Consider the following 19,135-nt stretch of genomic DNA (forward strand, 5'->3'; position numbering starts at 1 on the left):
CTGCTGGCCAAGGCCAAGGCGCCGGACGGCCGGCCGGGCTTCGTCTTCAGCCTGACGCCGGAAGGCGGCGTGCATGACCCGCTGCGCGACACCTACGGCCACGCCTTCGTACTGCTCGCGCTGGCGACCGTCTACAGCCTCGACCGGGACGCCCAAGTCCGCGCCGAGATCGACGCGCTGCTGTCGTTCCTCGACAGCCAGTTGCGTTCCCCCCATGGCGGCTTCCAGGAGGGCCTGCCGCCGTCGATGCCGCGCAGGCAGAACCCGCAAATGCATCTGTTCGAGGCGATGATCGCCTGCTTCGACGCGACCCACGATTTGTCGTTCCAGAACCGCGCCGGCGATTTCTTCGCGCTGTTCCTGGCCAATCTCTACGACAAGCAGACGCGAGTGCTCGGCGAATATTTCGAGGAGGACTGGTCGAGGATCCCGCCGGTCAGCGTCGAGCCTGGACACCTTGCGGAATGGGTCTGGCTGTTGAAGGGATTTGAGCGGATCACCGGCTGTCCCACCGGGCGCCCGCGCGGCGAGCTGCTGGCCTCCGCGCTGCGCTATCGCGACGCCACCGGCTGCCTGATCGACGAGGGCGATGCCGAGGGCAACATCCGCCGCCACTCCAGGCGGCTGTGGCCGCAGAGCGAGCTGGCGAAGGCCTGGATCGCGCAGGCCGAGTCGGGCGAAGCCGGTGCTGCGGACGAGGCGCGCGCGGCGCTGGTGCTGCTCGAACGGCACTATCTTAGCCATCCCGTGGCCGGCGGCTGGTACGACCAGTTCGACCGCGAGGGCAGGTCGCTGGTCGCCACGATCCCGGCGTCGTCGTTCTACCATGTGCTCTGCGCGGTCACCGAAGCCGAGCAGGTGCTCGCCTAGAACCGTCTGTATGGCTGGAAGCGCTTTCTGCACGCGAACTGGTCCTCAACTCCGCGCTAAATCGCGCCACGGCCTCACAGCCAGCGCTTGCGCCGCTTGAAGCTCTTCAAATTCTTGAAGCTCTTGCGCTGGTCGCCGGCGCCGCCGAGGTAGAATTCCTTGACGTCCTCGTTGTCGCGCAATTCGTCGGCGGAGCCGTCGAGAACCACCTTGCCCTGTTCCATAATGTAGCCGTGGCTCGCGACGGAAAGCGCGGCACGGGCGTTCTGCTCGACCAGCAGGATCGTGACGCCGAGATCGCGGTTGATCTCCTTGATGATCGCGAACACTTCCTTGACCAGCAGGGGCGACAACCCCATCGACGGCTCGTCCATCAGGATCATCTTCGGGCGCGCCATCAGCGCCCGGCCGATCGCGAGCATCTGCTGCTCGCCACCGGAGAGATAGCCGGCGAGGCCGGTGCGCTCCTTCAGGCGTGGGAAATACTTGTACACCATGTCGATATCGGCTGAGACCTCGCCGTCGCGCCGGGTGAAGGCGCCAAGCCGCAAATTCTCCAGCGACGTCATGTCGGCGACGATGCGGCGGCCCTCCATCACCTGGAAGATGCCGCGGCGGACGATCTTGTCCGGATCGATGCCGTTGATGCGCTGGCCCTCGAACAGGATCTCGCCGCGGGTGACTTCGCCGTCCTCGGTCTTGAGCAGGCCGGAGATCGCCTTCAGCGTCGTCGACTTGCCGGCGCCGTTGGCGCCGAGCAGCGCCACGATCGCGCCCTTCGGCACCTCGAGGCTGAGGCCGCGCAGCACCAGGATGACGTCGTCATAGACGACCTCGATGTTGTTGACGCTTAGCAGCGGCGGCGGCGGGACTGCCGTCGGCACCGGGCGGGTGGCTTCGAGGGTTTCGTTCATGGCTCTGGTTCACCCTTCGATGTCATTGCCGGGCCTGACCCGGCAATCCATCGATCGGAAGACGCTTGTCTTGATGGATGCGCGGGTCGAGCCCGCGCATGACGACTCGTGTGCGAGGTCTGTTACGACCTCACCAGCCAAACCATTCCGGCTTGCGCGGCAGTTCGACGGTCTTCACCTTCTCGAGCTTGATCGTGCCCTTGCCCATCAGGTCGTTGATGTCGCCATCGGTCGCACCGGAAACCTTGGCGCGATAGAGATCGACCTTCGTCGTCGGGCGATGATCCTTCTCGGTCCAGGACGAGGGATTGCAGACGCCCTCCATGCCTGCCGGCACCCAGTCCTTCTTCTGGTAGAAGCCCTTGGCGACGTTCTCGCCGGTGGCGCCGCCGTTCTTGGCGGCCCAGTCCAGCGCTTCCTTCATGTAGAGTGCGCTGCAGACCGCGGCGATGTAATGCACCGGGCGATAGACCTTGCCCGACGGATCGGACATCTTCGAAATCTCCATCACCGTCTTCATGCCGGGCGCGTTGCCGCCCCAGCCGACTGCCGTGCGCAGTGGGAAGATCACGCCGTCGGCGGCATCGCCCGCGGTCTTGGCGGCGTTCTCATCCATGCCCCAGACGTTGCTGAGGAACTGGACGTCGACGCCGGCGGTCTTGCAGGCCTTCATGACCGAGATGTTCGAGGCCGCAGTGTTGCCGAGATAGGCGTAGTTGGCGCCGGAACTCTTCAGGCTCAGGCACTGCGCCGAGTAGTCGCCGGGCGATAGCGCGAACACCAGCGGCGGCAGCACCTCGAAGCCGAGCTCGGTCGCGAGCGCTTCGCCGGCAGCCTTCGGCGCATTCGGATAGGGATGGTTGGCGCCCATGTGGACGAATTTGGGCTTGCCAGGCTTGCCCTTGGCCTTCCAGTCCTCGGCGGCCCAGGTCAGCTCCGCGCGCAGCGCGTCCGAGTAGCTCGGGCCGTAGAAGAAGTTGTACGGCGCGGGCTTGGCCTTGCCGCTGGTGCCTTCGGGATCGGTCAGCGCGGCAGCATACGAGCCCGACATGTCGGGGATCTTGTCCTGCGCGAGGAAGCCGGTCAGCGCCTCGGTGTCCGCGGTGCCCCAGCCCATGATCGCGGCGACCTTGGCGTCGGGCGCCGACCACTTCTTGTACAGCGCGATCGCGCGCGGCACCTGGTAGCCATAATCGTTGCTGTCGACGCTGAGCTGCTTGCCGCCGACGCCGCCGTTCTTGTTGACCCAGGCGAAGGTGTCGGCGACGCCCTGGCCATAGGGGGTGCCGACGTCCGAGGTGCCGCCCGAGAGGTCCTGCAGATGGCCGATGGCGATCTGCGCCTGCGCGGTGCCGGCGGCGCTGCTGATCAGCAGCGCGAGGGAGACCGAGCTCAAAAGGGATCTAATCGTCATTGTTGTTTCCTCCTGCTTATTCGTTGAACCGAATTTGAGTTGCGTTTCGTGCCCTGCGTCAATGCGAGAATGGATAGAGCTTCCAGTAGGCCTTGATCTGCCGCCAGCGATGCGCGAGGCCATCAGGCTCGAACATCAAAAAGCCGATGATGATCAGGCCGATCGCGATCTCGCGCAGGAAGGTGATGTTGTTGTTGAGCTGCAGCGCCTTGTCGATGGCGCCGCCCTTCAGCCAGGCGCTCAGCCATTCCATCGATTCCGGCAGCAGCACCACGAAGGCCGTACCCATCAGCGTGCCCATCACCGAGCCGGTGCCGCCGATGATGACCATCGCGAGGAACAGCACCGAGCGCTCGATGCCGAAGCCTTCCTGGGACACCACGAGCTGGTAATGCGCATAGAGCGCGCCCGCGATGCCTGCAAAGAAGGCAGCCAGTCCGAACGACAGCGTCCGGTACTTGGTCAGGTTGATGCCCATGATCTCGGCGGAGAGATAGTGGTCGCGGATCGCGACCAGCGCGCGGCCGTCGCGGGTGCGCATCAGGTTGGTGACGAGCAGATAGCTGATCACCATGTAGGCGAGCACGACGTAGAAATACTGCCGGTCGCCGCGCAGGGTGTAGCCGAAGATCGAGAACGGGTTGGCGCTGGCCGGCACCGAGCCGCCCGAGAACCATTCGGCGCGCGAGAAGAAATCGAGCAGGATGTACTGCGCGGCGAGCGTCGCGATGACGAGATAGAGCCCCTTCAGCCGCGCCGCCGGCACACCGAAGATCAGGCCGACCAGCGCCGTGATCACGCCGGCGAGAGGAATGGCGAAGAACACCGGGATCGGCGCGTTGTTGGAGATGTAGGCCGAGGTAAACGCGCCGAACAGGAAGAACGCGGCGTGGCCGATCGAGATCTGGCCGGTGAAGCCGACCAGGACGTTGAGGCCCAGCGCCGCGATCGCGAAGATGCCGATCTGGATCGCGATCGAGAGCAGGTAGTTGGACAGCAGCAGCGGCGCGCAGCAGGCGAGCGCGATGCCGAGAATCGCGAAATTGCGGCTGGTCGCGGTCGGGAAGATCGTGGTGTCGGCCGCGTAGCTGGTGCGGAAATCGCCGGAGGGAATGAGTGTGCTTGTCGCCATTGATCAGACCCGCTCAATGTCCTTGGTGCCGAACAGGCCGTACGGCTTGATCATCAGGATGATGATCAAGACGTAGAACGGCGCGATTTCGTAGAGATTGCCCCAGTGCAGGTACTCGCTGTCGACATACTGGGCGACGTTTTCCAGTAGCCCGATGATGATGCCGCCGAGCACGGCGCCGCCGACCGAGTCGAGGCCGCCGAGGATCGCGGCCGGGAACACCTTGATGCCGTAGGCAGAGAGGCCGGACGAGACGCCGTTGACGACCGCAACCACGACGCCGGCAACCGCCGAGACCGTGGCCGAGATCGCCCAGGCCATCGCGAACACGCTCTTCACGGAGATGCCGAGCGACTGCGCGACCTGCTGGTTGAAGGCGGTGGCGCGCATTGCGAGGCCGTATTTGGAAGCGCGGAAGAACCAGGCCATGCCGACCATCATGGCGAGCGAGACCACGAGGCTCATCACATAGACGGTCTGGATTTGCAGCCCGAACAGGCTGACCGCCTGGCTCTGGAACACGCGCGGGAACGGCTGCGGGTTGACGCCGAAGATCCACTTCAGTGCGGCCTGAAACACGGTCGAGAGGCCGATCGTCACCATGATCACCGAGATGATCGGTTCGCCGATCATCGGCCGCAGGATCACGACCTGGATCGCGATGCCGAAGATGAACATGAAGACCAGCGTGATCGGCATGCCGATCCAGAACGGCACCTGGTACTTCGTCAGCAGCGCCCAGCACACCCAGGCGCCGACCAGCAGCAATTCGCCCTGCGCGAAGTTCACGACCTGCGTCGCCTTGTAGATCAGCACGAACGACATCGCGACCACGCCATAGAGCGTGCCGACGACGAGGCCGTTGACGATCAGCTGGATCAGGAACTGGATGTTCATGTGTTATGCTGAGCTGTTCGCCTCGCCCCGCTTGCGGGGAGAGGCCGGCGCGCGCCGAGCGATGCGAAGCATCGTCCGAAGCGCGACGGGTGAGGGGGAGCCTCCGCATGCGCGGTGCTGATGAGTCCAAAATCAAACGGGCGAGAAATTTGCGAAGCGCCTCGACGGATGCTGAAGGAACGCTCTGGTATCGCCTTCGTGCTCGCAGGCTGAAAGGCTGCAAGTTCGTGAGGCAGGAGCCGATTGGGCCTTATACCGTCGATTTCATCTGTCGCGAGCAGCGTCTCGTGATCGAAGTGGACGGCGGGCAACACGTCGACAGTCAACGCGATGCTATTCGCGACAAATGGCTTGTCGACCACAATTACCGTGTTCTGCGGTTTTGGAACAACGAGGTCTCCGGCAATTTGGCGGGTGTTCTCGAGTCCATTCTCACCGCGCTCGCGGAGGCTCCCCCTCACCCGGATCGCTAACGCGATCCGACCTCTCCCCGCAAGCGGGGCGAGGTGAAGGTCAGTGCCCGTCAAGGAGAACGTCATTCCGCGGCCTCCGCGATCGCGGCGCGGCCGAGATCGACGACCTCGAGCGTGGTGCGGACGCGCTGCGTCGTGCCGTCCTGGAAGCGGATCACGGTGTCGACGGGGATGCTGGCCTTGCCGCGGTAGATCGCCTCGATGATATCGGCGTATTTCTCGTTGATGACGCTGCGACGGACCTTTCGGGTCCGCGTCAGCTCGCCGTCGTCGGCATCGAGTTCCTTGTAGAGCAGCAGGAAGCGCGAGATGCGCTGTGCCGGCGGCAAGGTGGCGTTGACCGTCTCGACCTCTTTCTTCAAGAGCGCATAGACCTCGGGACGCGAGGACAGGTCGGTATAGGTGGTGAACGAGATCCGGTTCTTCTCGGCCCATTTCGAGATGATCGAGTAGCGGATGCAGATCATCGCGGCCAGTGCGTCGCGGCCAGCACCGAGCACGACCGCCTCGGCGACATAGGGCGAGAATTTCAGCTTGTTCTCGATATATTGCGGCGAGAAGCGTTCGCCGCGCGAGGTCTCGGCGAGATCCTTGATGCGGTCGATCACCACGAGCTGGCGGTTATCGTTGTAGTAGCCGGCGTCGCCCGAATGCATCCAGCCGTCCTTGATATCGGCGACCGAGGCTTCCGGGTTCTTGTAGTAGCCGTGAAACATGTTGGGATGCCGCACCACGATCTCGCCGACACCGTTGACGTCGGCATTGTCGATGCGGATCTCGATGTTGTCGGCCATCGGCACGCCTGTCGTGTCGGGATCGACCTTGCCTTCGGGGTGCAGCGTGTAGGCGCCGAGCAGCTCGGTCTGGCCGTACAGTGTGCGCAGCGGGACGCCCATCGCCTGGAAGAACTTGAACGTATCCGGTCCGAGCGCCGCGCCGCCGGTCGCCGCCGAACGCAGCCGCGTGAAGCCCAGCCGGTCGCGTAGCGCGCGGAACAGGAGCTGGTCGGCCAAGACAGAGCGCTTGCCCTCGGCGAGCGCCGCAAGCCCGGTCTTCATGCCGAGATCGTAGAGCCGTTGCTTGAACGGCGAGGCGTCCATCACGCCGGCGCGGACGTCGGCCGCAATCGATTCCCAGACCCGTGGCGCGAACAGCACGAAGGTCGGTGCGATCTCGCGGAAGTCGTGCATCATCGTGTCGGGCTCTTCGACGAAGTTGACCTTCATCCGGGAGAGCAGCGCTTTGCCCAGCGCGTAGATTTGTTCCATGATCCAGGGCAGCGGCAGCACCGAGACGTATTCGTCGTCCGGTCCCTTCGGATCGAAGGTGAGATAGGTCGCGCAGTGCCGCAGCACGCGTCCGGCCGAGAGCATCGCGAGCTTCGGATTGGCCGTCGTGCCCGAGGTCGTGCAGAGGATCGCGACGTCTTCGCCGCGTGTGGCATCGACCAGCTGATCGTACAGGCCGGGCTCGCGCGCGGCACGGTCGCGCCCCAGTGCGACGAGCTTGCTCGCCTCCATCAGCCGCGGATCGTCGTATTTCCGCATGCCGCGTGGGTCGGAATAGACGACGTGCTTGAGATTGGGCACGCGATCGGCAAGGCCGAGCAGCTTGTCGACCTGTTCCTCGTCCTCGGCAAAGACCAGCCTGGCCTCACCGTAGGTCAGGAGATAGAAAGCCTCCTCGTCCAGCACGTCGCGGTAGAGGCCGAGGCTCATCGCGCCGATCGCGTGGCTGGCGATCTCGGCAGCGACCCAGTCCGGCCGGTTGTCGCCGATGATGCCGACCACGTCGCCGCGCCCGAGGCCGAGCTCGATCATGCCGAGCGCGAAATCATGGGTTCGGGCCTGGTAGTCGTTCCAGGTGAATTCGCGCCACAGCCCGAAATCCTTCTCGCGCAGCGCGATCTCCTTGCCGTGCTCCCTGGCGTTGAGGCGCAGTATCTTGGGAAAGGTGTCGGCCTGCGCGGCGCGACCGGCATAGTCGATCATGCCGCGCTCTCCCGCACCGCCGGCTTGTCGTCGGGATCGACCAGCACCTCGTCTTCTTCGCCGAGATAGGCTCGCTTGACGTGGGGATCGGCGAGCACGGTCGCCGGATCGCCCTCGGCGATCTTGCGGCCGAAGTCGAGCACCATGACGCGGTGCGAGATGTCCATCACGACGCCCATGTCGTGCTCGATCATCATGACCGTCATGCCGAACTCTTCGTTGAGATCGACGATATAGCGCGCCATGTCCTCCTTCTCTTCGAAGTTCATGCCGGCCATCGGCTCGTCGAGCAGGATCAGTTGCGGCTCCAGCGCCATCGCGCGGGCGAGCTCGACGCGCTTGCGCAGCCCGTAGGGCAGGGTGCCGGCGGTTGCCTTGCGCACCGACTGCAGATCGAGGAAGTCGATGATCTCCTCGACCTTGCGGCGGTGCTCCAGCTCCTCGCGGCGCGCGCCGGTTAGCCAGTACAGCGATCCCGTGATGAAGTTGTTCTTCAGGAGGTGATGGCGGCCGACCATGATGTTGTCGAGCACGCTCATATGGTGGAACAGCGCGAGGTTCTGGAAGGTGCGGCCGATGCCGAGGCGGGGCCGCGCGTTCGGGGTGAGCCCGGTGATGTCCTGGCCGCGATAGAACAGCTGGCCTTCGGTAGGCCGGTAGCGGCCGGAGATGCAGTTGACGATCGAGGTCTTGCCGGCGCCGTTAGGGCCGATGATGGAGAACAGCTCGCCCTCGTTGACGCCGAAGCTCACTTCGGTCAGCGCGCGGACGCCGCCAAAGCGCAATGAGACTCCGCGCACCTCGAGACTGTTAGCCACCCTGTTCCCTCCAGATATGGGCGCTTTGGCGCGCTCTTTATCTTCGCTTCGATCTTGTTTCGATCTTATACGGGCTGCCGAAGGGAGACCATCCGACTATTGGTGCCGACGTTCCGGAGCATCGCTCGCCCCCGATCGCCTGCATCATGCGCGGTAACGCCGCACCCCGTCTGCATGCCCGGCCTCGCGTCATCCGCCTCAGCGCTCCATGAAGGCGCAGCGCGGCGTTTCGCGAGGTGGCTCTGAATACGAGAAAGCGATAGGTTGAATTGTCATGTGCCCGACAATTGGTCAGGAATTTTCGCTGGCATTCCAGGAGGCGGGCTCCTGGCTTTGCGCACGGCATTGCTGCGGTGCAATATCGTGTCCGTGTCTTTGGGGTGGGATGCCGTCGCCAGAATGATCGCTGCTGATTACCTCAAGCGCATCGCGGCCTGGTCGCGCGAACTGAGCGAGCAAGAAATCGAAATCGCGCGCGCCGGCATTTCCGAGAAATCTTATCGCGCCAACGAATTCATCTTCATGCGCGGCGACAATTTCCAGTACTGGACCGGCATCGTCACCGGGCTGGCGCGGATGGGTATCGTGTCGCGCGGCGGCAAGGCGGCGAGCTTCGCGGGCCTCACTGCCGGCGCGTGGTTCGGCGAGGGGACCGTGCTCAAGAACGAACTGCGGCGTTACGACGTGGTCGCGCTGCGCGACACGCGGCTGGCGATGATGGATCGCCGGACGTTCGTGTGGCTGTTCGAGAACAGCGTCGGCTTCAACCGCTTCCTGGTGGGACAGCTCAACGAGCGGCTCGGCCAGTTCATCGCGCTGCTCGAATATGGCCGGACGCTGGATGCGACGGCGCGGCTGGCGCGCTCGATCGCCTCGCTGTTCAATCCGATTCTCTACCCCGAGCTCACCTTGCACCTTGAAATCACCCAGGAGGAGATCGGGGCGCTGTCGGGAATCTCCCGGCAGAACGCCAATCAATGCCTGAAGCGGCTCGAGCGCGAGGGGCTGCTGCGGCTCGAATATGGCGGGGTGACGATCATCGAGCTCGACCGGCTGCGCCACTACGGGGAGTAACCGGCCCCTGGGCTGGATTTGCCATTTTCGGACGCTCTAAAGTCCTGATTTCAAACGATTATGCCATTAGACTTGGGGGAGGCCGGATGCTACAGACCGGCCTCGTCGGGATCGCGCGGTCTCGCGCTCTCTGGAGATGATATGACGGTTCAGGACTCAAAGCGGCGCGTTGCGCTGATCACCGGCGTCACCGGGCAGGATGGCGCGTATCTCGCCGAATATCTGCTTGGGCTCGGCTATACCGTGCACGGGATCAAGCGCCGGTCGTCCTCGTTCAACACCGCGCGTGTCGACCATCTCTACCAGGACCCGCATGCCGGCAACGTGCCGTTCCTGATGCACTACGGAGACATGACGGATTCGACCAATCTGATCCGGCTGGTGCAGCAGATCCGGCCGACCGAGATCTACAATCTGGCCGCCCAGAGCCACGTCCAGGTCAGTTTCGAGAGCCCGGAATACACCGCCAATGCCGATGCCATCGGCGTGCTGCGCCTTCTGGAGGCGATCCGCATCCTCGGCATGGAAAAGGAGACCCGGTTCTACCAGGCCTCGACCTCGGAGCTGTACGGGCTCGTGCAGGAGGTGCCGCAGAAGGAGACGACGCCGTTCTATCCGCGCTCGCCCTACGGCGTCGCCAAGCTCTACGGCTACTGGATCACGGTGAACTACCGCGAAGCCTATGGCATGTTCGCCAGCAACGGCATCCTGTTCAACCATGAGAGCCCGATCCGCGGCGAGACCTTCGTCACGCGCAAGATCACGCGCGCCGTCGCCCGCATCGAGGCCGGCCTGGAGAACAAGCTCTATCTCGGCAATCTCGATGCCAAGCGCGACTGGGGCCACGCTCGCGACTATGTCGAGGGTATGTACAGGATACTGCAGGCGGACGAGCCTGGCGACTTCGTGCTCGCGACCGGCGAGACGCGGTCGGTCCGCGAATTCGTCGAGCTGGCATTTGCCGAGGTCGGCCGCAGCATCGAATGGCGCGGCAAGGGCGTCGAGGAGGTCGGCATCGACAAGACGTCCGGCAGCACCCTGGTGCAGATCGACCCGACCTATTTCCGGCCGACCGAGGTCGATCTTCTGATCGGTGATGCCAGCAAGGCACGCGCCAAGCTCGGCTGGGCGCCGAAGACGCCGTTCGCGCAACTGGTGAAGGAAATGGTCGCCAGCGATCTCGTCGAGGCCAGGCAGGATGCAGCCAATGGCAAGCACGGCGTTTGAACTGAAGGACAGGACGGTTTTCGTTGCCGGCCATCGCGGCATGGTCGGCTCGGCGCTGATGCGCCGGTTGGCGCGCGAACAGGCTAATCTGCTGACGGTGTCGCGCAGCGAGGTCGACCTGCGCGACCAGGCCGCGGTCAACGCCTGGTTTGCCGCGAAGCGGCCGCAGGCCGTGTTCCTCGCTGCGGCCAAGGTCGGCGGCATCATCGCCAACAACACGCTGCGGGCGGAATTCCTCTACGACAATCTGGCGATCTCGACCAATGTGATCCAGGCGGCGCACGCCAATGGTTGCGAGAAGCTGATGTTCTTCGGCTCGTCCTGCATCTATCCGCGCCTGGCGCCGCAGCCGCTGCGCGAGGATTCGATGCTGACCGGCCCGCTGGAGCCGACCAACGAGCCCTATGCCCTCGCCAAGATCGCCGGCATCAAGATGGCCGAGGCCTATCGCAGCCAGTACGGCGCCGATTTCATCAGCGTGATGCCGACCAATCTTTATGGTCCCGGCGACAATTATCACCCTGAGTACAGCCACGTCGTCGCCGCGTTGATCCGCCGCTTCCACGAGGCCAAGCTCTCGGGGGCAGGCAACGTGGTGGTGTGGGGCACCGGCACGCCGCGCCGCGAATTCCTCTATGTCGACGATCTCGCCGACGCCTGCATTCATCTGATGAAGACCTATTCGTCGTCCGAATTGGTCAACATCGGTACCGGTGAGGATATCACCATCGCCGAATTCGCCCGCGTCGTTGCGGCCACGGTCGGTTATCGCGGTGAGATCAGCTTCGACCCCTCGCGCCCGGACGGCACGCCGCGCAAGCTGCTCGACGTCGGCCGGCTGGCCAAGCTCGGCTGGCGCGCAACCACCTCGCTCGAGGATGGCATCAAGCTCGCATACCAAGCCTATCTGAGCGAGACCAAGCAGGCGGCAGAGTAGGGCGTAGCTCTTTCCATCGTCATTGCGAGCGAAGCGAAGCAATCCATCGCACCGCGTGTGGAGACGTGGATTGCTTCGTCGCTTTGCTCCTCGCAATGACGGCTATCGCGGCTACTTGGCCGCGCGCGGCGGCGCCTTCGACAGTGCTGTCGCCATCGCCGAGATCAGCGGCTTCATGAAGAACGCGTCATTCGCCGGATAAATGTCGGTGGGCAGGCCATAGGTTTTCAACTCGTCCGACACCACGGGCCCGACGGAAGCGATCGGCGTCTGCTTCAGGCCCTCGCGCAATTGCGCCTCGCACCGATGCGCCTGTGCCACCTCGAGCAGACGACGAACCTGACCCGAACTGGTGAGCGCGACCGCGTCGATGCGGCCTTGCGCCATCTCCTCGATCGCGGTGACGATGTTGGTGTCGGCGGCCTGCGCGTCATAGACATAGGGCAGCACCGTATCGACCTCGGCGCCCTGCGCCTCGATCGCGCCGATCAGCGCGGCGTGATCCTTGTCCGGATAGAGCTGCAGCCCGAGCCGATGGCCCTTCAGGTCGAGCTTCGACAGCATCTCGGCGACGCCTTCCGAGGTCGGCTTTTCGGTCGTCATTTGCGGCTCGAGGCCGATCTCGCGCAGCGCACGGCCGGGCTTGGGACCGCGGGCGAATTTACGCGCCTTGCCGACGCTGCCGACAAACTCCGCCTCGACCCCGATCCGCCGCGCCACCTTCATCAGCCGGCGCAGGCCTTCACCCGTCATCAGCACGAGGTCGTCGAGCGGCCGTTCGATGGCGCGGTGAATCCAGGCCTCGATCGGCGCCGGATCCGGCGCATCATGGATGGTGAACATCGGGCATTGCAGCACCTCGGCGCCCTGCTCGGCGAGCAGACGGGAAAACTGCGCTTCCTCGCGCGTTTCGAGGATCAGGATGCGATAGCCGTTCAACCGGTCAGCCATGGTGGTCCTTAATTCATATTGCCGTCATTTGTTCGATTTGAACCCTCCGGCGGGATTGGCGCAAGGCCGCCTGCGGTGTAGACGAGGGCCGAAAATGACAGTTCCACGCATCTGCTCAAGCTTTGGTCAATTGGCATGCCCGACCATCAATTCGTTCTGACCCTGTCCTGTCCCGATCGGCCGGGAATCGTCTCCGCCGTCTCGACCTTCCTCGCGCATAACGGCCAGAACATTCTGGACGCCCAGCAATTCAATGATGTCGAGACCGGCAAGTTCTTCATGCGCGTGGTGTTCACCGCGGCCGACCTCGCGGTCGGGCTGCCCGCGCTGCAGACCGGGTTTGCCGCGATCGCCGAGCGCTTCGGCATGGAATGGCAGATGCGCGATCGCGCCAGCCTCCGCCGGGTGATGCTGCTGGTGTCGAAGTCCGATCACTGCCTGGTCGACATCCTCTATCGCTGGCGCACCGGCGAGCTCGAGATGATCCCGACCGCGATCGTTTCCAACCATCCGCGCGAGACCTATAGCTCGCTCGATTTCGGTGACATCCCGTTCCATCATCTGCCGGTCACGAAGGAGACCAAGCGGCAGCAGGAAGACGCGGTGTGGAAGCTGGCACAGGACACAAAGACCGACCTCGTCGTGCTGGCCCGCTACATGCAGATCCTGTCGGACGAGATGTCGGTGCGGCTGTCCGGCCGCTGCATCAACATCCATCATTCCTTCCTGCCGGGCTTCAAGGGCGCCAAGCCCTATCACCAGGCGCACGAGCGCGGCGTCAAGCTGATCGGCGCCACCGCGCATTACGTCACCAGCGATCTCGATGAAGGACCGATCATCGACCAGGACGTCGAGCGCATCAGCCATCGCGATACGCCCGACGATCTCGTGCGCAAGGGCCGCGATATCGAGCGTCGCGTATTGGCGCGCGCGATCCGCTACCATCTCGCCGACCGTGTCATCCTCAACGGGCGCAAGACCGTGGTGTTCGTGGACTGATCCGCAGGTATTTGCGTCCGGCACAACACGACGCGAACTCTGCGCGCGGGTCCAACGCTCAGTGGGCAGCGTTCTGCGCCGGTGTCGCCGGCTTGCCGTCGTCACCACGCTCCGCCGCAGGCATCAAACGCTTGCGTTCCCGCTCCTGCATGAACTTGTCGTATTCGGGAGTACCCGCCCGCGGCGGCGCGTCTGCGGGCAGGCCGCCGGCCCAGGCTGGAATGGTGTCGGCCATCCCGGCCGAGAGCTTCTGGTTCACGGAACTGCATCCCCCGAGCGCGCAGGCTGCGAGCGCGAGGGCAGTCAGGACAGGGATGGGGCGCGGGAAGATCGGCATGGGAAACAGGATACAGCCCTGGTCTTTATGGATGATGATCGCGGGCGCGACCGTTCGGCTGCAATTGTGCTTGTTTGTTGACATCGCAGCTTCATTTGTACGGTCGTACAAATGAATCGAGCGCCGCCGAGGCCAGAGCGTACGGCTGGGGACGTTGAGTTTCGGGGGACAAATCTGGTATCGTGATACTGGTTGCCGTTGCAACGATCCGACGGCGGCGCGCGACACACGTCCATCGTCCGATTGACAGAGGGTTCGGGGAGACGCCTTGTCGCGTTGCGGCTTCGCCGAGACATGCTTGGGTTAAGGAAGGCAAGAGCCGGGGGACTCGGCTCGATGTAAAGGTTGGAAGGGGAGGGATGTCGATGTTCAATCGTCGCAAAATGTTGCTCTGGGGCGCCGCTTCGGCCGTGCTTCCGGGATTGTGCGCCAGCGTGCCGGCGCGGGCGGAAGACGCCGTCAAGATCGGCTTGATCCTGCCGATGACCGGCGGCCAGGCGTCGACCGGCAAGCAGATCGATAATGCCATCAAGCTCTATATGCAGCAGAAGGGCGACACCGTCGCCGGCAAGAAGATCGAGATCATCCTCAAGGACGACGCCGCGGTGCCCGACAACACCAAGCGGCTCGCGCAGGAACTGATCGTCAACGACAAGGTCAACTTCATCGCCGGATTCGGCGTGACGCCCGCAGCGCTTGCCGCGGCGCCGCTGGCAACCCAGGCCAAGATCCCGGAAGTCGTGATGGCGGCCGGCACCTCGATCATCACCGAGCGCTCGCCCTATATCGTGCGCACCAGCTTCACGCTGGCGCAGTCCTCGACCATCATCGGCGATTGGGCGGTCAAGAACGGCATCAAGAAGGTCGCGACGCTGACCTCGGACTACGCGCCGGGCAACGATGCGCTGACCTTCTTCAAGCAGCACTTCACCGCCGGCGGCGGCGAGATCGTCGAAGAGGTCAAGGTCCCGCTCGCCAATCCCGACTTCGCGCCGTTCCTGCAGCGCATGAAGGATGCCAAGCCCGATGCAATGTTCGTGTTCGTGCCGGCGGGGCAGGGCGGTAACTTCATGAAGCAGTATGCCGAGCGCGGGCTCGACAAGAGCGGCATCAAGGTGATCGGGCCCGGCGACGTGATGGACGACGATCTGCTCAACAACATGGGCGATGCCGCGCTCGGCGCGGTGACGGCACATCTCTATTCGGCGGCGCATCCGTCACAGATGAACAAGGATTTCGTCGCCGCCTACAAGAAGGCGTTCGGCAACCGCCCCGGCTTCATGGCGGTCAGCGGCTATGACGGCATCCATCTGATCTACGAGGCGCTGAAGAAGACGGGCGGCGCGACCGATGGCGACAAGCTGATCGAGGCGATGAAGGGCATGAAGTGGGAGAGCCCGCGCGGCCCGATCTCGATCGATCCGGAAACCCGTGACATCGTCCAGAACATCTACATCCGCAAGGTCGAGAAGGTCGATGGCGAGCTCTACAATGTCGAGTTCGCGACCTTCGAGGCCGTCAAGGATTCCGGCAAGACCAAGAAGTGACGCGCAAAAGCGCGTCGTCCCGGGGCGTGCGCTCCGGCCTCACCACGTCATGCCCGGCCTTGTGCCGGGCATCCACGTCTTTATTTCCGGCGAGCAGGAAGACGTGGATGGCCGGGACAAGCCCGGCCATGACGATGAATTGATCGAGATGTAGTTCTTGTTGCGTCCTCAAGGCTGAGCTGACCCGATGGCCTCTATCCTCACCAACCTGTTCGACGGCGTCGCCTACGGCATGCTGCTGTTCGTGCTCGCCTGCGGGCTTGCGGTGACGCTCGGGCTGATGAACTTCGTCAATCTCGCGCACGGCGCCTTCGCGATGGCCGGCGGCTATATCTGCGCCGTGCTGGTCAACAACTCCGGCTGGCCGTTCTTCGCCGCGCTGCCGCTCGCCTTTGTCGGCAGCGCCCTGATCGGTATTGCGCTGGAGCGCACGCTGTATCGCCACCTCTATAGCCGCAGCCATCTCGATCAGGTGCTGTTCTCGATAGGGTTGGTGTTCATGTCGGTGGCGGCGGTCGACTACATCATGGGATCGTCTCGGGTCTTCATCAAGCTGCCGGCAGCGCTGGAGGGGCAGATCGACCTGTTCGGCGTCGGCATCGGGCGTTACCGGCTGATGATCGTCGTGATCTGCGGCCTGCTGACGCTGGCGCTGCAACTGATCCTGGCGAAGACGCGGTTCGGCAGCCGCCTGCGCGCCGCCGTGGACGATCCGCGCGCGGCGAGCGGGCTCGGCATCAACGTGCCGCAGGTGTTCGCCTTCACCTTTGCCTTCGGCTGCGGTCTCGCCGGTCTCGGCGGTGCGCTGAGTGCAGAGATCCTCGGGCTCGATCCGTATTTTCCGCTGAAGTTCATGATCTACTTCCTGATCGTGGTCACCGTCGGCGGCTCGTCCTCGATCACCGGCCCGTTCCTCGCATCGCTGCTGCTCGGCATCGCCGACGTCGCCGGTAAATATTACGTACCGAAGGTCGGCCCCTTCGTGATCTACACAGTCATGATCGTGATCCTGCTCTGGCGCCCGAACGGCCTGTTCGGCCGCACCGCGGCACGGTGAGGCCGCTATGACCGCGCCGTCCGACGTCTCCTCGCATGCGATGGCCAGCGCGCGCTGGCGGATCAGCGAGGTCGCGTTCTGGGTGCTGGCGCTCGGCTGCGCCTTCCTGTTCCCGTCGCGCTATCTGATCATGACCGACATCGTGCGGCTCGGTCTGTTCGCGCTGTCGCTCGACCTGATCCTCGGCTATGCCGGCATCGTCTCGCTCGGACACGCGGCGTTCTTCGGCGTCGGCGCCTATGCGGCCGGCTTGCTGGCGCTGCACGGCATCATCAACGAGCCCGTCATCGCGCTGGTCGCGGCCGGTCTCGTCGCGGCCGTGCTCGGCTTCCTGACCAGCTTCCTGGTCATCCGCGGCGTCGACCTGACGCGGCTGATGGTGACGCTCGGCATCGCGCTGCTGCTGGAAGCGCTCGCCGAACGTTTCTCGGACATCACCGGCGGCACCGACGGCCTGCAGGGCATCGAGATGCAGCCGATCCTCGGGCTGTTCGCCTTCGACATGTTCGGCAGGACCGGGTTGTTTTACTCGCTGGTCGTGCTGTTCATTCTGTTTCTGCTTGCGCGACGCGTGGTGCATTCGCCGTTCGGCCTGTCGCTGCGCGCAATCAAGAACAATCCGCTGCGCGCGGCCGCGATCGGCGTGCCGGTCAACCGCCGGCTGATCGCGATCTATACGCTTGCTGCATTCTATGCCGGGATCGCCGGCGCGCTGTTCACCCAGACCACGGCACTGGCCTCGCTCGACGTGTTCTCATTCGAGCGCTCCGCCGACCTGATGCTGGTGCTCGTGATCGGCGGTACCGGCTATCTCTATGGCGGCCTGATCGGCGCGGTCGTGTTCAAGATGCTGCAGGAGCTGTTTCAGAGCATCACCCCGCAATACTGGCTGTTCTGGATCGGCCTCGTGCTGGTCGTGATCGTGATGGTCGGCCGTGCGCGCATCCATCGCTTTGTGTTGTTCGTGCCGAACCTGATCATCCGCCAGCTCGCCGGCCGCAAGGCTGCTGTCGCCGTACCGGAGAGCGACGCGTCATGACGATTGCGCTGGAAACCCGCAATCTCGAAAAATCCTTCGGCGGCCTTCGCGTCACCCGCGATCTCTCGCTGAAGGTGATGCAGGGCGCCCGCCATGCGCTGATCGGACCGAACGGCGCGGGCAAGACCACCGTCATCAACCAGCTCACCGGCGTGCTGACGCCGAACAGCGGGCGCATCCTGCTCGAGGACCACGACATCACCGGCCTCTCCGTGCACAGACGTGTGCTGCGCGGGCTGTCGCGTACTTTCCAGATCAACCAGCTCTATGCCGATTTGACCCCGCTCGAAACCATCGGGCTTGCGGTCTCCGAACGGATGGGGCGCGGCGGTGATTGGTGGCGGCGGATGGGAACGCGTGCTGACGTCAATGCCGAGATCGCCGAGCTGCTGTCGCGTTTCCATCTGCTCGACGTGATGACAGAGCTGACCTCGACACTGCCCTACGGCAAGCAGCGGCTGCTCGAGATCGCGGTGGCGATCGCCGCCAAGCCGCGCGTGCTGTTGCTCGACGAGCCCGCCGCCGGCGTACCCGAGAGCGAGCGCCACGATATCCTGGCGGCGGTCGCGGCATTGCCGCGCGACGTCACCGTGCTCTTGATCGAGCACGACATGGACCTCGTGTTCTCGTTTGCCGACCGCATCTCGGTGCTCGTCAATGGCGGCCTGCTAACCGAGGGCGCGCCCGACGAGGTCGCGCGCGATCCGCAGGTGAGGGCGGTCTATCTTGGCGAGGCAGCCGATGCCTGATCTCCTCTCCATCAAGGGTCTGCGGGCGGGCTACGGTGAGGCGGTGGTGCTGCCGGATATGTCGCTGGCGCTTGCCGAGGGCCAGGTGCTCGCGCTGCTCGGCCGCAACGGCACCGGCAAGACCACGCTGATCAACTCGATCGTCGGCATCGTCAGATGGTTCGGCGGCAGCGTCGCACTCGCCGGCCGCGACATCACGGCGATGCGGCCGGATCAGCGCGCCCGCGCCGGGATCGGCTGGGTGCCGCAGGAGCGCAACATCTTCCGCTCGTTGACCGTGGAGGAGAACATGACCGCGGTGGCGCAGCCCGGGCCGTGGACGGTCGAGCGGGTATACGAGATGTTTCCGCGGCTGAAGGAGCGGCGCGGCAATTTCGGCAACCAGCTGTCCGGCGGCGAGCAGCAGATGCTGGCGATCGGCCGCGCGCTGACCTTGAACCCGAAAGTGCTGCTGCTCGACGAGCCGACCGAAGGCCTCGCGCCGATCATCGTTGAGGAATTGTTAAAGGCGATCGGAACCATCACGCGCTCGGGCGGCATCTGCTCGATCATCGTTGAGCAGAATGCACAAAAGATTCTCGGGCTCGCCGACCGCGTTGTGATATTGGAACGCGGTACGATCGTGCACGATGCCGCGAGCAGCGCGTTGAAGGCCGATCCCTCCGTCCTCGAGCGCCATCTCGGCGTCTCCGGGGCCAAAGCACATTAG

The 19,135-nt window shown here is 64.2% G+C and carries 19 protein-coding genes; 11 read left to right on the forward strand and 8 right to left on the reverse strand.

Annotation, left to right across the window (positions count from 1 at the left end):
* A partial coding sequence (locus H8A92_RS18830; protein ID WP_229197149.1) for an AGE family epimerase/isomerase occupies positions 1 to 870 on the forward strand: 870 nt, incomplete at its 5' end.
* Positions 871 to 944: 74 nt separating this feature from the next.
* Here H8A92_RS18830 and H8A92_RS18835 read toward each other — a convergent pair.
* From H8A92_RS18835 to H8A92_RS18850, 4 genes are all read right to left on the reverse strand, one after another.
* Positions 945 to 1,784: an ABC transporter ATP-binding protein gene (locus H8A92_RS18835; RefSeq protein ID WP_229187800.1), complete on the reverse strand. Its 840-nt coding sequence runs from the start codon at positions 1,782 to 1,784 to the stop codon at positions 945 to 947.
* Between the two features lie 130 nt (positions 1,785 to 1,914).
* Positions 1,915 to 3,198 carry an ABC transporter substrate-binding protein gene (locus tag H8A92_RS18840; protein ID WP_229197150.1) on the reverse strand — a complete coding sequence of 428 codons (1,284 nt, stop codon included), beginning with the start codon at positions 3,196 to 3,198 and terminating at the stop codon, positions 1,915 to 1,917.
* 58 nt (positions 3,199 to 3,256) lie between these two features.
* Entirely contained in the window at positions 3,257 to 4,330 is a 1,074-nt protein-coding gene (locus H8A92_RS18845) for a branched-chain amino acid ABC transporter permease (RefSeq protein ID WP_229197151.1), read from the reverse strand.
* A 3-nt stretch (positions 4,331 to 4,333) separates the two neighbouring features.
* Positions 4,334 to 5,227 (reverse strand): branched-chain amino acid ABC transporter permease, encoded by an 894-nt coding sequence (locus tag H8A92_RS18850; RefSeq protein WP_163161766.1) that lies wholly within the window; start codon positions 5,225 to 5,227, stop codon positions 4,334 to 4,336.
* Positions 5,228 to 5,334: 107 nt separating this feature from the next.
* Here H8A92_RS18850 and H8A92_RS18855 point away from each other — a divergent pair, with 107 nt between their 5' ends.
* Complete coding sequence (locus tag H8A92_RS18855) at positions 5,335 to 5,700, forward strand: endonuclease domain-containing protein (RefSeq protein WP_229197152.1); 366 nt, start codon at positions 5,335 to 5,337, stop codon at positions 5,698 to 5,700.
* A gap of 62 nt (positions 5,701 to 5,762) precedes the next feature.
* On the opposite strand, the gene H8A92_RS18860 is transcribed toward H8A92_RS18855, so the two are convergent.
* Both H8A92_RS18860 and H8A92_RS18865 read right to left on the reverse strand, forming a co-directional pair.
* Complete coding sequence (locus H8A92_RS18860) at positions 5,763 to 7,691, reverse strand: long-chain fatty acid--CoA ligase (protein WP_229197153.1); 1,929 nt, start codon at positions 7,689 to 7,691, stop codon at positions 5,763 to 5,765.
* Positions 7,688 to 8,509, reverse strand: coding sequence for an ABC transporter ATP-binding protein (locus H8A92_RS18865; RefSeq protein WP_050423145.1), 822 nt, complete (start codon positions 8,507 to 8,509; stop codon positions 7,688 to 7,690). Before H8A92_RS18865 ends, H8A92_RS18860 begins: the two co-directional genes overlap by 4 nt.
* Before the next feature lie 399 nt (positions 8,510 to 8,908).
* Between H8A92_RS18865 and H8A92_RS18870 the strand changes: the two genes are divergently transcribed.
* From H8A92_RS18870 to fcl, 3 genes are all read left to right on the forward strand, one after another.
* On the forward strand, positions 8,909 to 9,583 hold the full coding sequence (locus H8A92_RS18870; RefSeq protein ID WP_092115508.1) for a Crp/Fnr family transcriptional regulator: 675 nt from the start codon (positions 8,909 to 8,911) through the stop codon (positions 9,581 to 9,583).
* A 141-nt stretch (positions 9,584 to 9,724) separates the two neighbouring features.
* Positions 9,725 to 10,810: a GDP-mannose 4,6-dehydratase gene (gmd, locus tag H8A92_RS18875; protein ID WP_229197154.1), complete on the forward strand. Its 1,086-nt coding sequence runs from the start codon at positions 9,725 to 9,727 to the stop codon at positions 10,808 to 10,810.
* On the forward strand, positions 10,791 to 11,747 hold the full coding sequence (gene fcl, locus H8A92_RS18880) for a GDP-L-fucose synthase (RefSeq protein WP_274613405.1): 957 nt from the start codon (positions 10,791 to 10,793) through the stop codon (positions 11,745 to 11,747). The genes gmd and fcl overlap by 20 nt, the downstream gene beginning before the upstream one ends.
* Positions 11,748 to 11,858: 111 nt before the next feature.
* On the opposite strand, the gene H8A92_RS18885 is transcribed toward fcl, so the two are convergent.
* Complete coding sequence (locus H8A92_RS18885; RefSeq protein WP_229197155.1) at positions 11,859 to 12,698, reverse strand: uroporphyrinogen-III synthase; 840 nt, start codon at positions 12,696 to 12,698, stop codon at positions 11,859 to 11,861.
* A gap of 135 nt (positions 12,699 to 12,833) precedes the next feature.
* On the opposite strand from H8A92_RS18885, the gene purU reads away from it, so the two are divergent.
* Entirely contained in the window at positions 12,834 to 13,697 is an 864-nt protein-coding gene (gene purU / locus H8A92_RS18890) for a formyltetrahydrofolate deformylase (RefSeq protein ID WP_229197156.1), read from the forward strand.
* A 58-nt stretch (positions 13,698 to 13,755) separates the two neighbouring features.
* On the opposite strand, the gene H8A92_RS18895 is transcribed toward purU, so the two are convergent.
* Positions 13,756 to 14,145 (reverse strand): hypothetical protein, encoded by a 390-nt coding sequence (locus H8A92_RS18895; RefSeq protein WP_420831340.1) that lies wholly within the window; start codon positions 14,143 to 14,145, stop codon positions 13,756 to 13,758.
* 254 nt (positions 14,146 to 14,399) lie between these two features.
* On the opposite strand from H8A92_RS18895, the gene H8A92_RS18900 reads away from it, so the two are divergent.
* The 5 genes from H8A92_RS18900 (at position 14,400) to H8A92_RS18925 (ending at position 19,135) form a co-directional block, all read left to right on the forward strand.
* Entirely contained in the window at positions 14,400 to 15,581 is a 1,182-nt protein-coding gene (locus tag H8A92_RS18900) for an ABC transporter substrate-binding protein (RefSeq protein WP_229197157.1), read from the forward strand.
* A gap of 187 nt (positions 15,582 to 15,768) precedes the next feature.
* Positions 15,769 to 16,638: a branched-chain amino acid ABC transporter permease gene (locus tag H8A92_RS18910; RefSeq protein WP_229197159.1), complete on the forward strand. Its 870-nt coding sequence runs from the start codon at positions 15,769 to 15,771 to the stop codon at positions 16,636 to 16,638.
* Between the two features lie 7 nt (positions 16,639 to 16,645).
* Positions 16,646 to 17,677 (forward strand): branched-chain amino acid ABC transporter permease, encoded by a 1,032-nt coding sequence (locus H8A92_RS18915; protein ID WP_229197160.1) that lies wholly within the window; start codon positions 16,646 to 16,648, stop codon positions 17,675 to 17,677.
* Positions 17,674 to 18,426, forward strand: a complete 753-nt coding sequence (locus H8A92_RS18920) for an ABC transporter ATP-binding protein (protein ID WP_229197161.1) — start codon at positions 17,674 to 17,676, stop codon at positions 18,424 to 18,426. Before H8A92_RS18915 ends, H8A92_RS18920 begins: the two co-directional genes overlap by 4 nt.
* Positions 18,419 to 19,135 (forward strand): ABC transporter ATP-binding protein, encoded by a 717-nt coding sequence (locus H8A92_RS18925; RefSeq protein WP_229197162.1) that lies wholly within the window; start codon positions 18,419 to 18,421, stop codon positions 19,133 to 19,135. The genes H8A92_RS18920 and H8A92_RS18925 overlap by 8 nt, the downstream gene beginning before the upstream one ends.

It is taken from the genome of Bradyrhizobium acaciae (genome assembly GCF_020889785.1).
Lineage (GTDB): Bacteria > Pseudomonadota > Alphaproteobacteria > Rhizobiales > Xanthobacteraceae > Bradyrhizobium > Bradyrhizobium acaciae.

What these genes read in the sequence shown, in the direction of transcription:
- H8A92_RS18835 (WP_229187800.1), bottom strand. Translation starts at nt 1,784, where the DNA reads ATGAACGAAACCCTCGAAGCCACCCGCCCGGTGCCGACGGCAGTCCCG.
- H8A92_RS18840 (WP_229197150.1), bottom strand. Translation starts at nt 3,198, where the DNA reads ATGACGATTAGATCCCTTTTGAGCTCGGTCTCCCTCGCGCTGCTGATC.
- H8A92_RS18845 (WP_229197151.1), bottom strand. Translation starts at nt 4,330, where the DNA reads ATGGCGACAAGCACACTCATTCCCTCCGGCGATTTCCGCACCAGCTAC.
- H8A92_RS18850 (WP_163161766.1), bottom strand. Translation starts at nt 5,227, where the DNA reads ATGAACATCCAGTTCCTGATCCAGCTGATCGTCAACGGCCTCGTCGTC.
- H8A92_RS18855 (WP_229197152.1), top strand. Translation starts at nt 5,335, where the DNA reads ATGCGCGGTGCTGATGAGTCCAAAATCAAACGGGCGAGAAATTTGCGA.
- H8A92_RS18860 (WP_229197153.1), bottom strand. Translation starts at nt 7,691, where the DNA reads ATGATCGACTATGCCGGTCGCGCCGCGCAGGCCGACACCTTTCCCAAG.
- H8A92_RS18870 (WP_092115508.1), top strand. Translation starts at nt 8,909, where the DNA reads ATGATCGCTGCTGATTACCTCAAGCGCATCGCGGCCTGGTCGCGCGAA.
- gmd (WP_229197154.1), top strand. Translation starts at nt 9,725, where the DNA reads ATGACGGTTCAGGACTCAAAGCGGCGCGTTGCGCTGATCACCGGCGTC.
- fcl (WP_274613405.1), top strand. Translation starts at nt 10,791, where the DNA reads ATGGCAAGCACGGCGTTTGAACTGAAGGACAGGACGGTTTTCGTTGCC.
- H8A92_RS18885 (WP_229197155.1), bottom strand. Translation starts at nt 12,698, where the DNA reads ATGGCTGACCGGTTGAACGGCTATCGCATCCTGATCCTCGAAACGCGC.
- purU (WP_229197156.1), top strand. Translation starts at nt 12,834, where the DNA reads ATGCCCGACCATCAATTCGTTCTGACCCTGTCCTGTCCCGATCGGCCG.
- H8A92_RS18900 (WP_229197157.1), top strand. Translation starts at nt 14,400, where the DNA reads ATGTTCAATCGTCGCAAAATGTTGCTCTGGGGCGCCGCTTCGGCCGTG.
- H8A92_RS18910 (WP_229197159.1), top strand. Translation starts at nt 15,769, where the DNA reads ATGGCCTCTATCCTCACCAACCTGTTCGACGGCGTCGCCTACGGCATG.
- H8A92_RS18915 (WP_229197160.1), top strand. Translation starts at nt 16,646, where the DNA reads ATGACCGCGCCGTCCGACGTCTCCTCGCATGCGATGGCCAGCGCGCGC.
- H8A92_RS18920 (WP_229197161.1), top strand. Translation starts at nt 17,674, where the DNA reads ATGACGATTGCGCTGGAAACCCGCAATCTCGAAAAATCCTTCGGCGGC.
- H8A92_RS18925 (WP_229197162.1), top strand. Translation starts at nt 18,419, where the DNA reads ATGCCTGATCTCCTCTCCATCAAGGGTCTGCGGGCGGGCTACGGTGAG.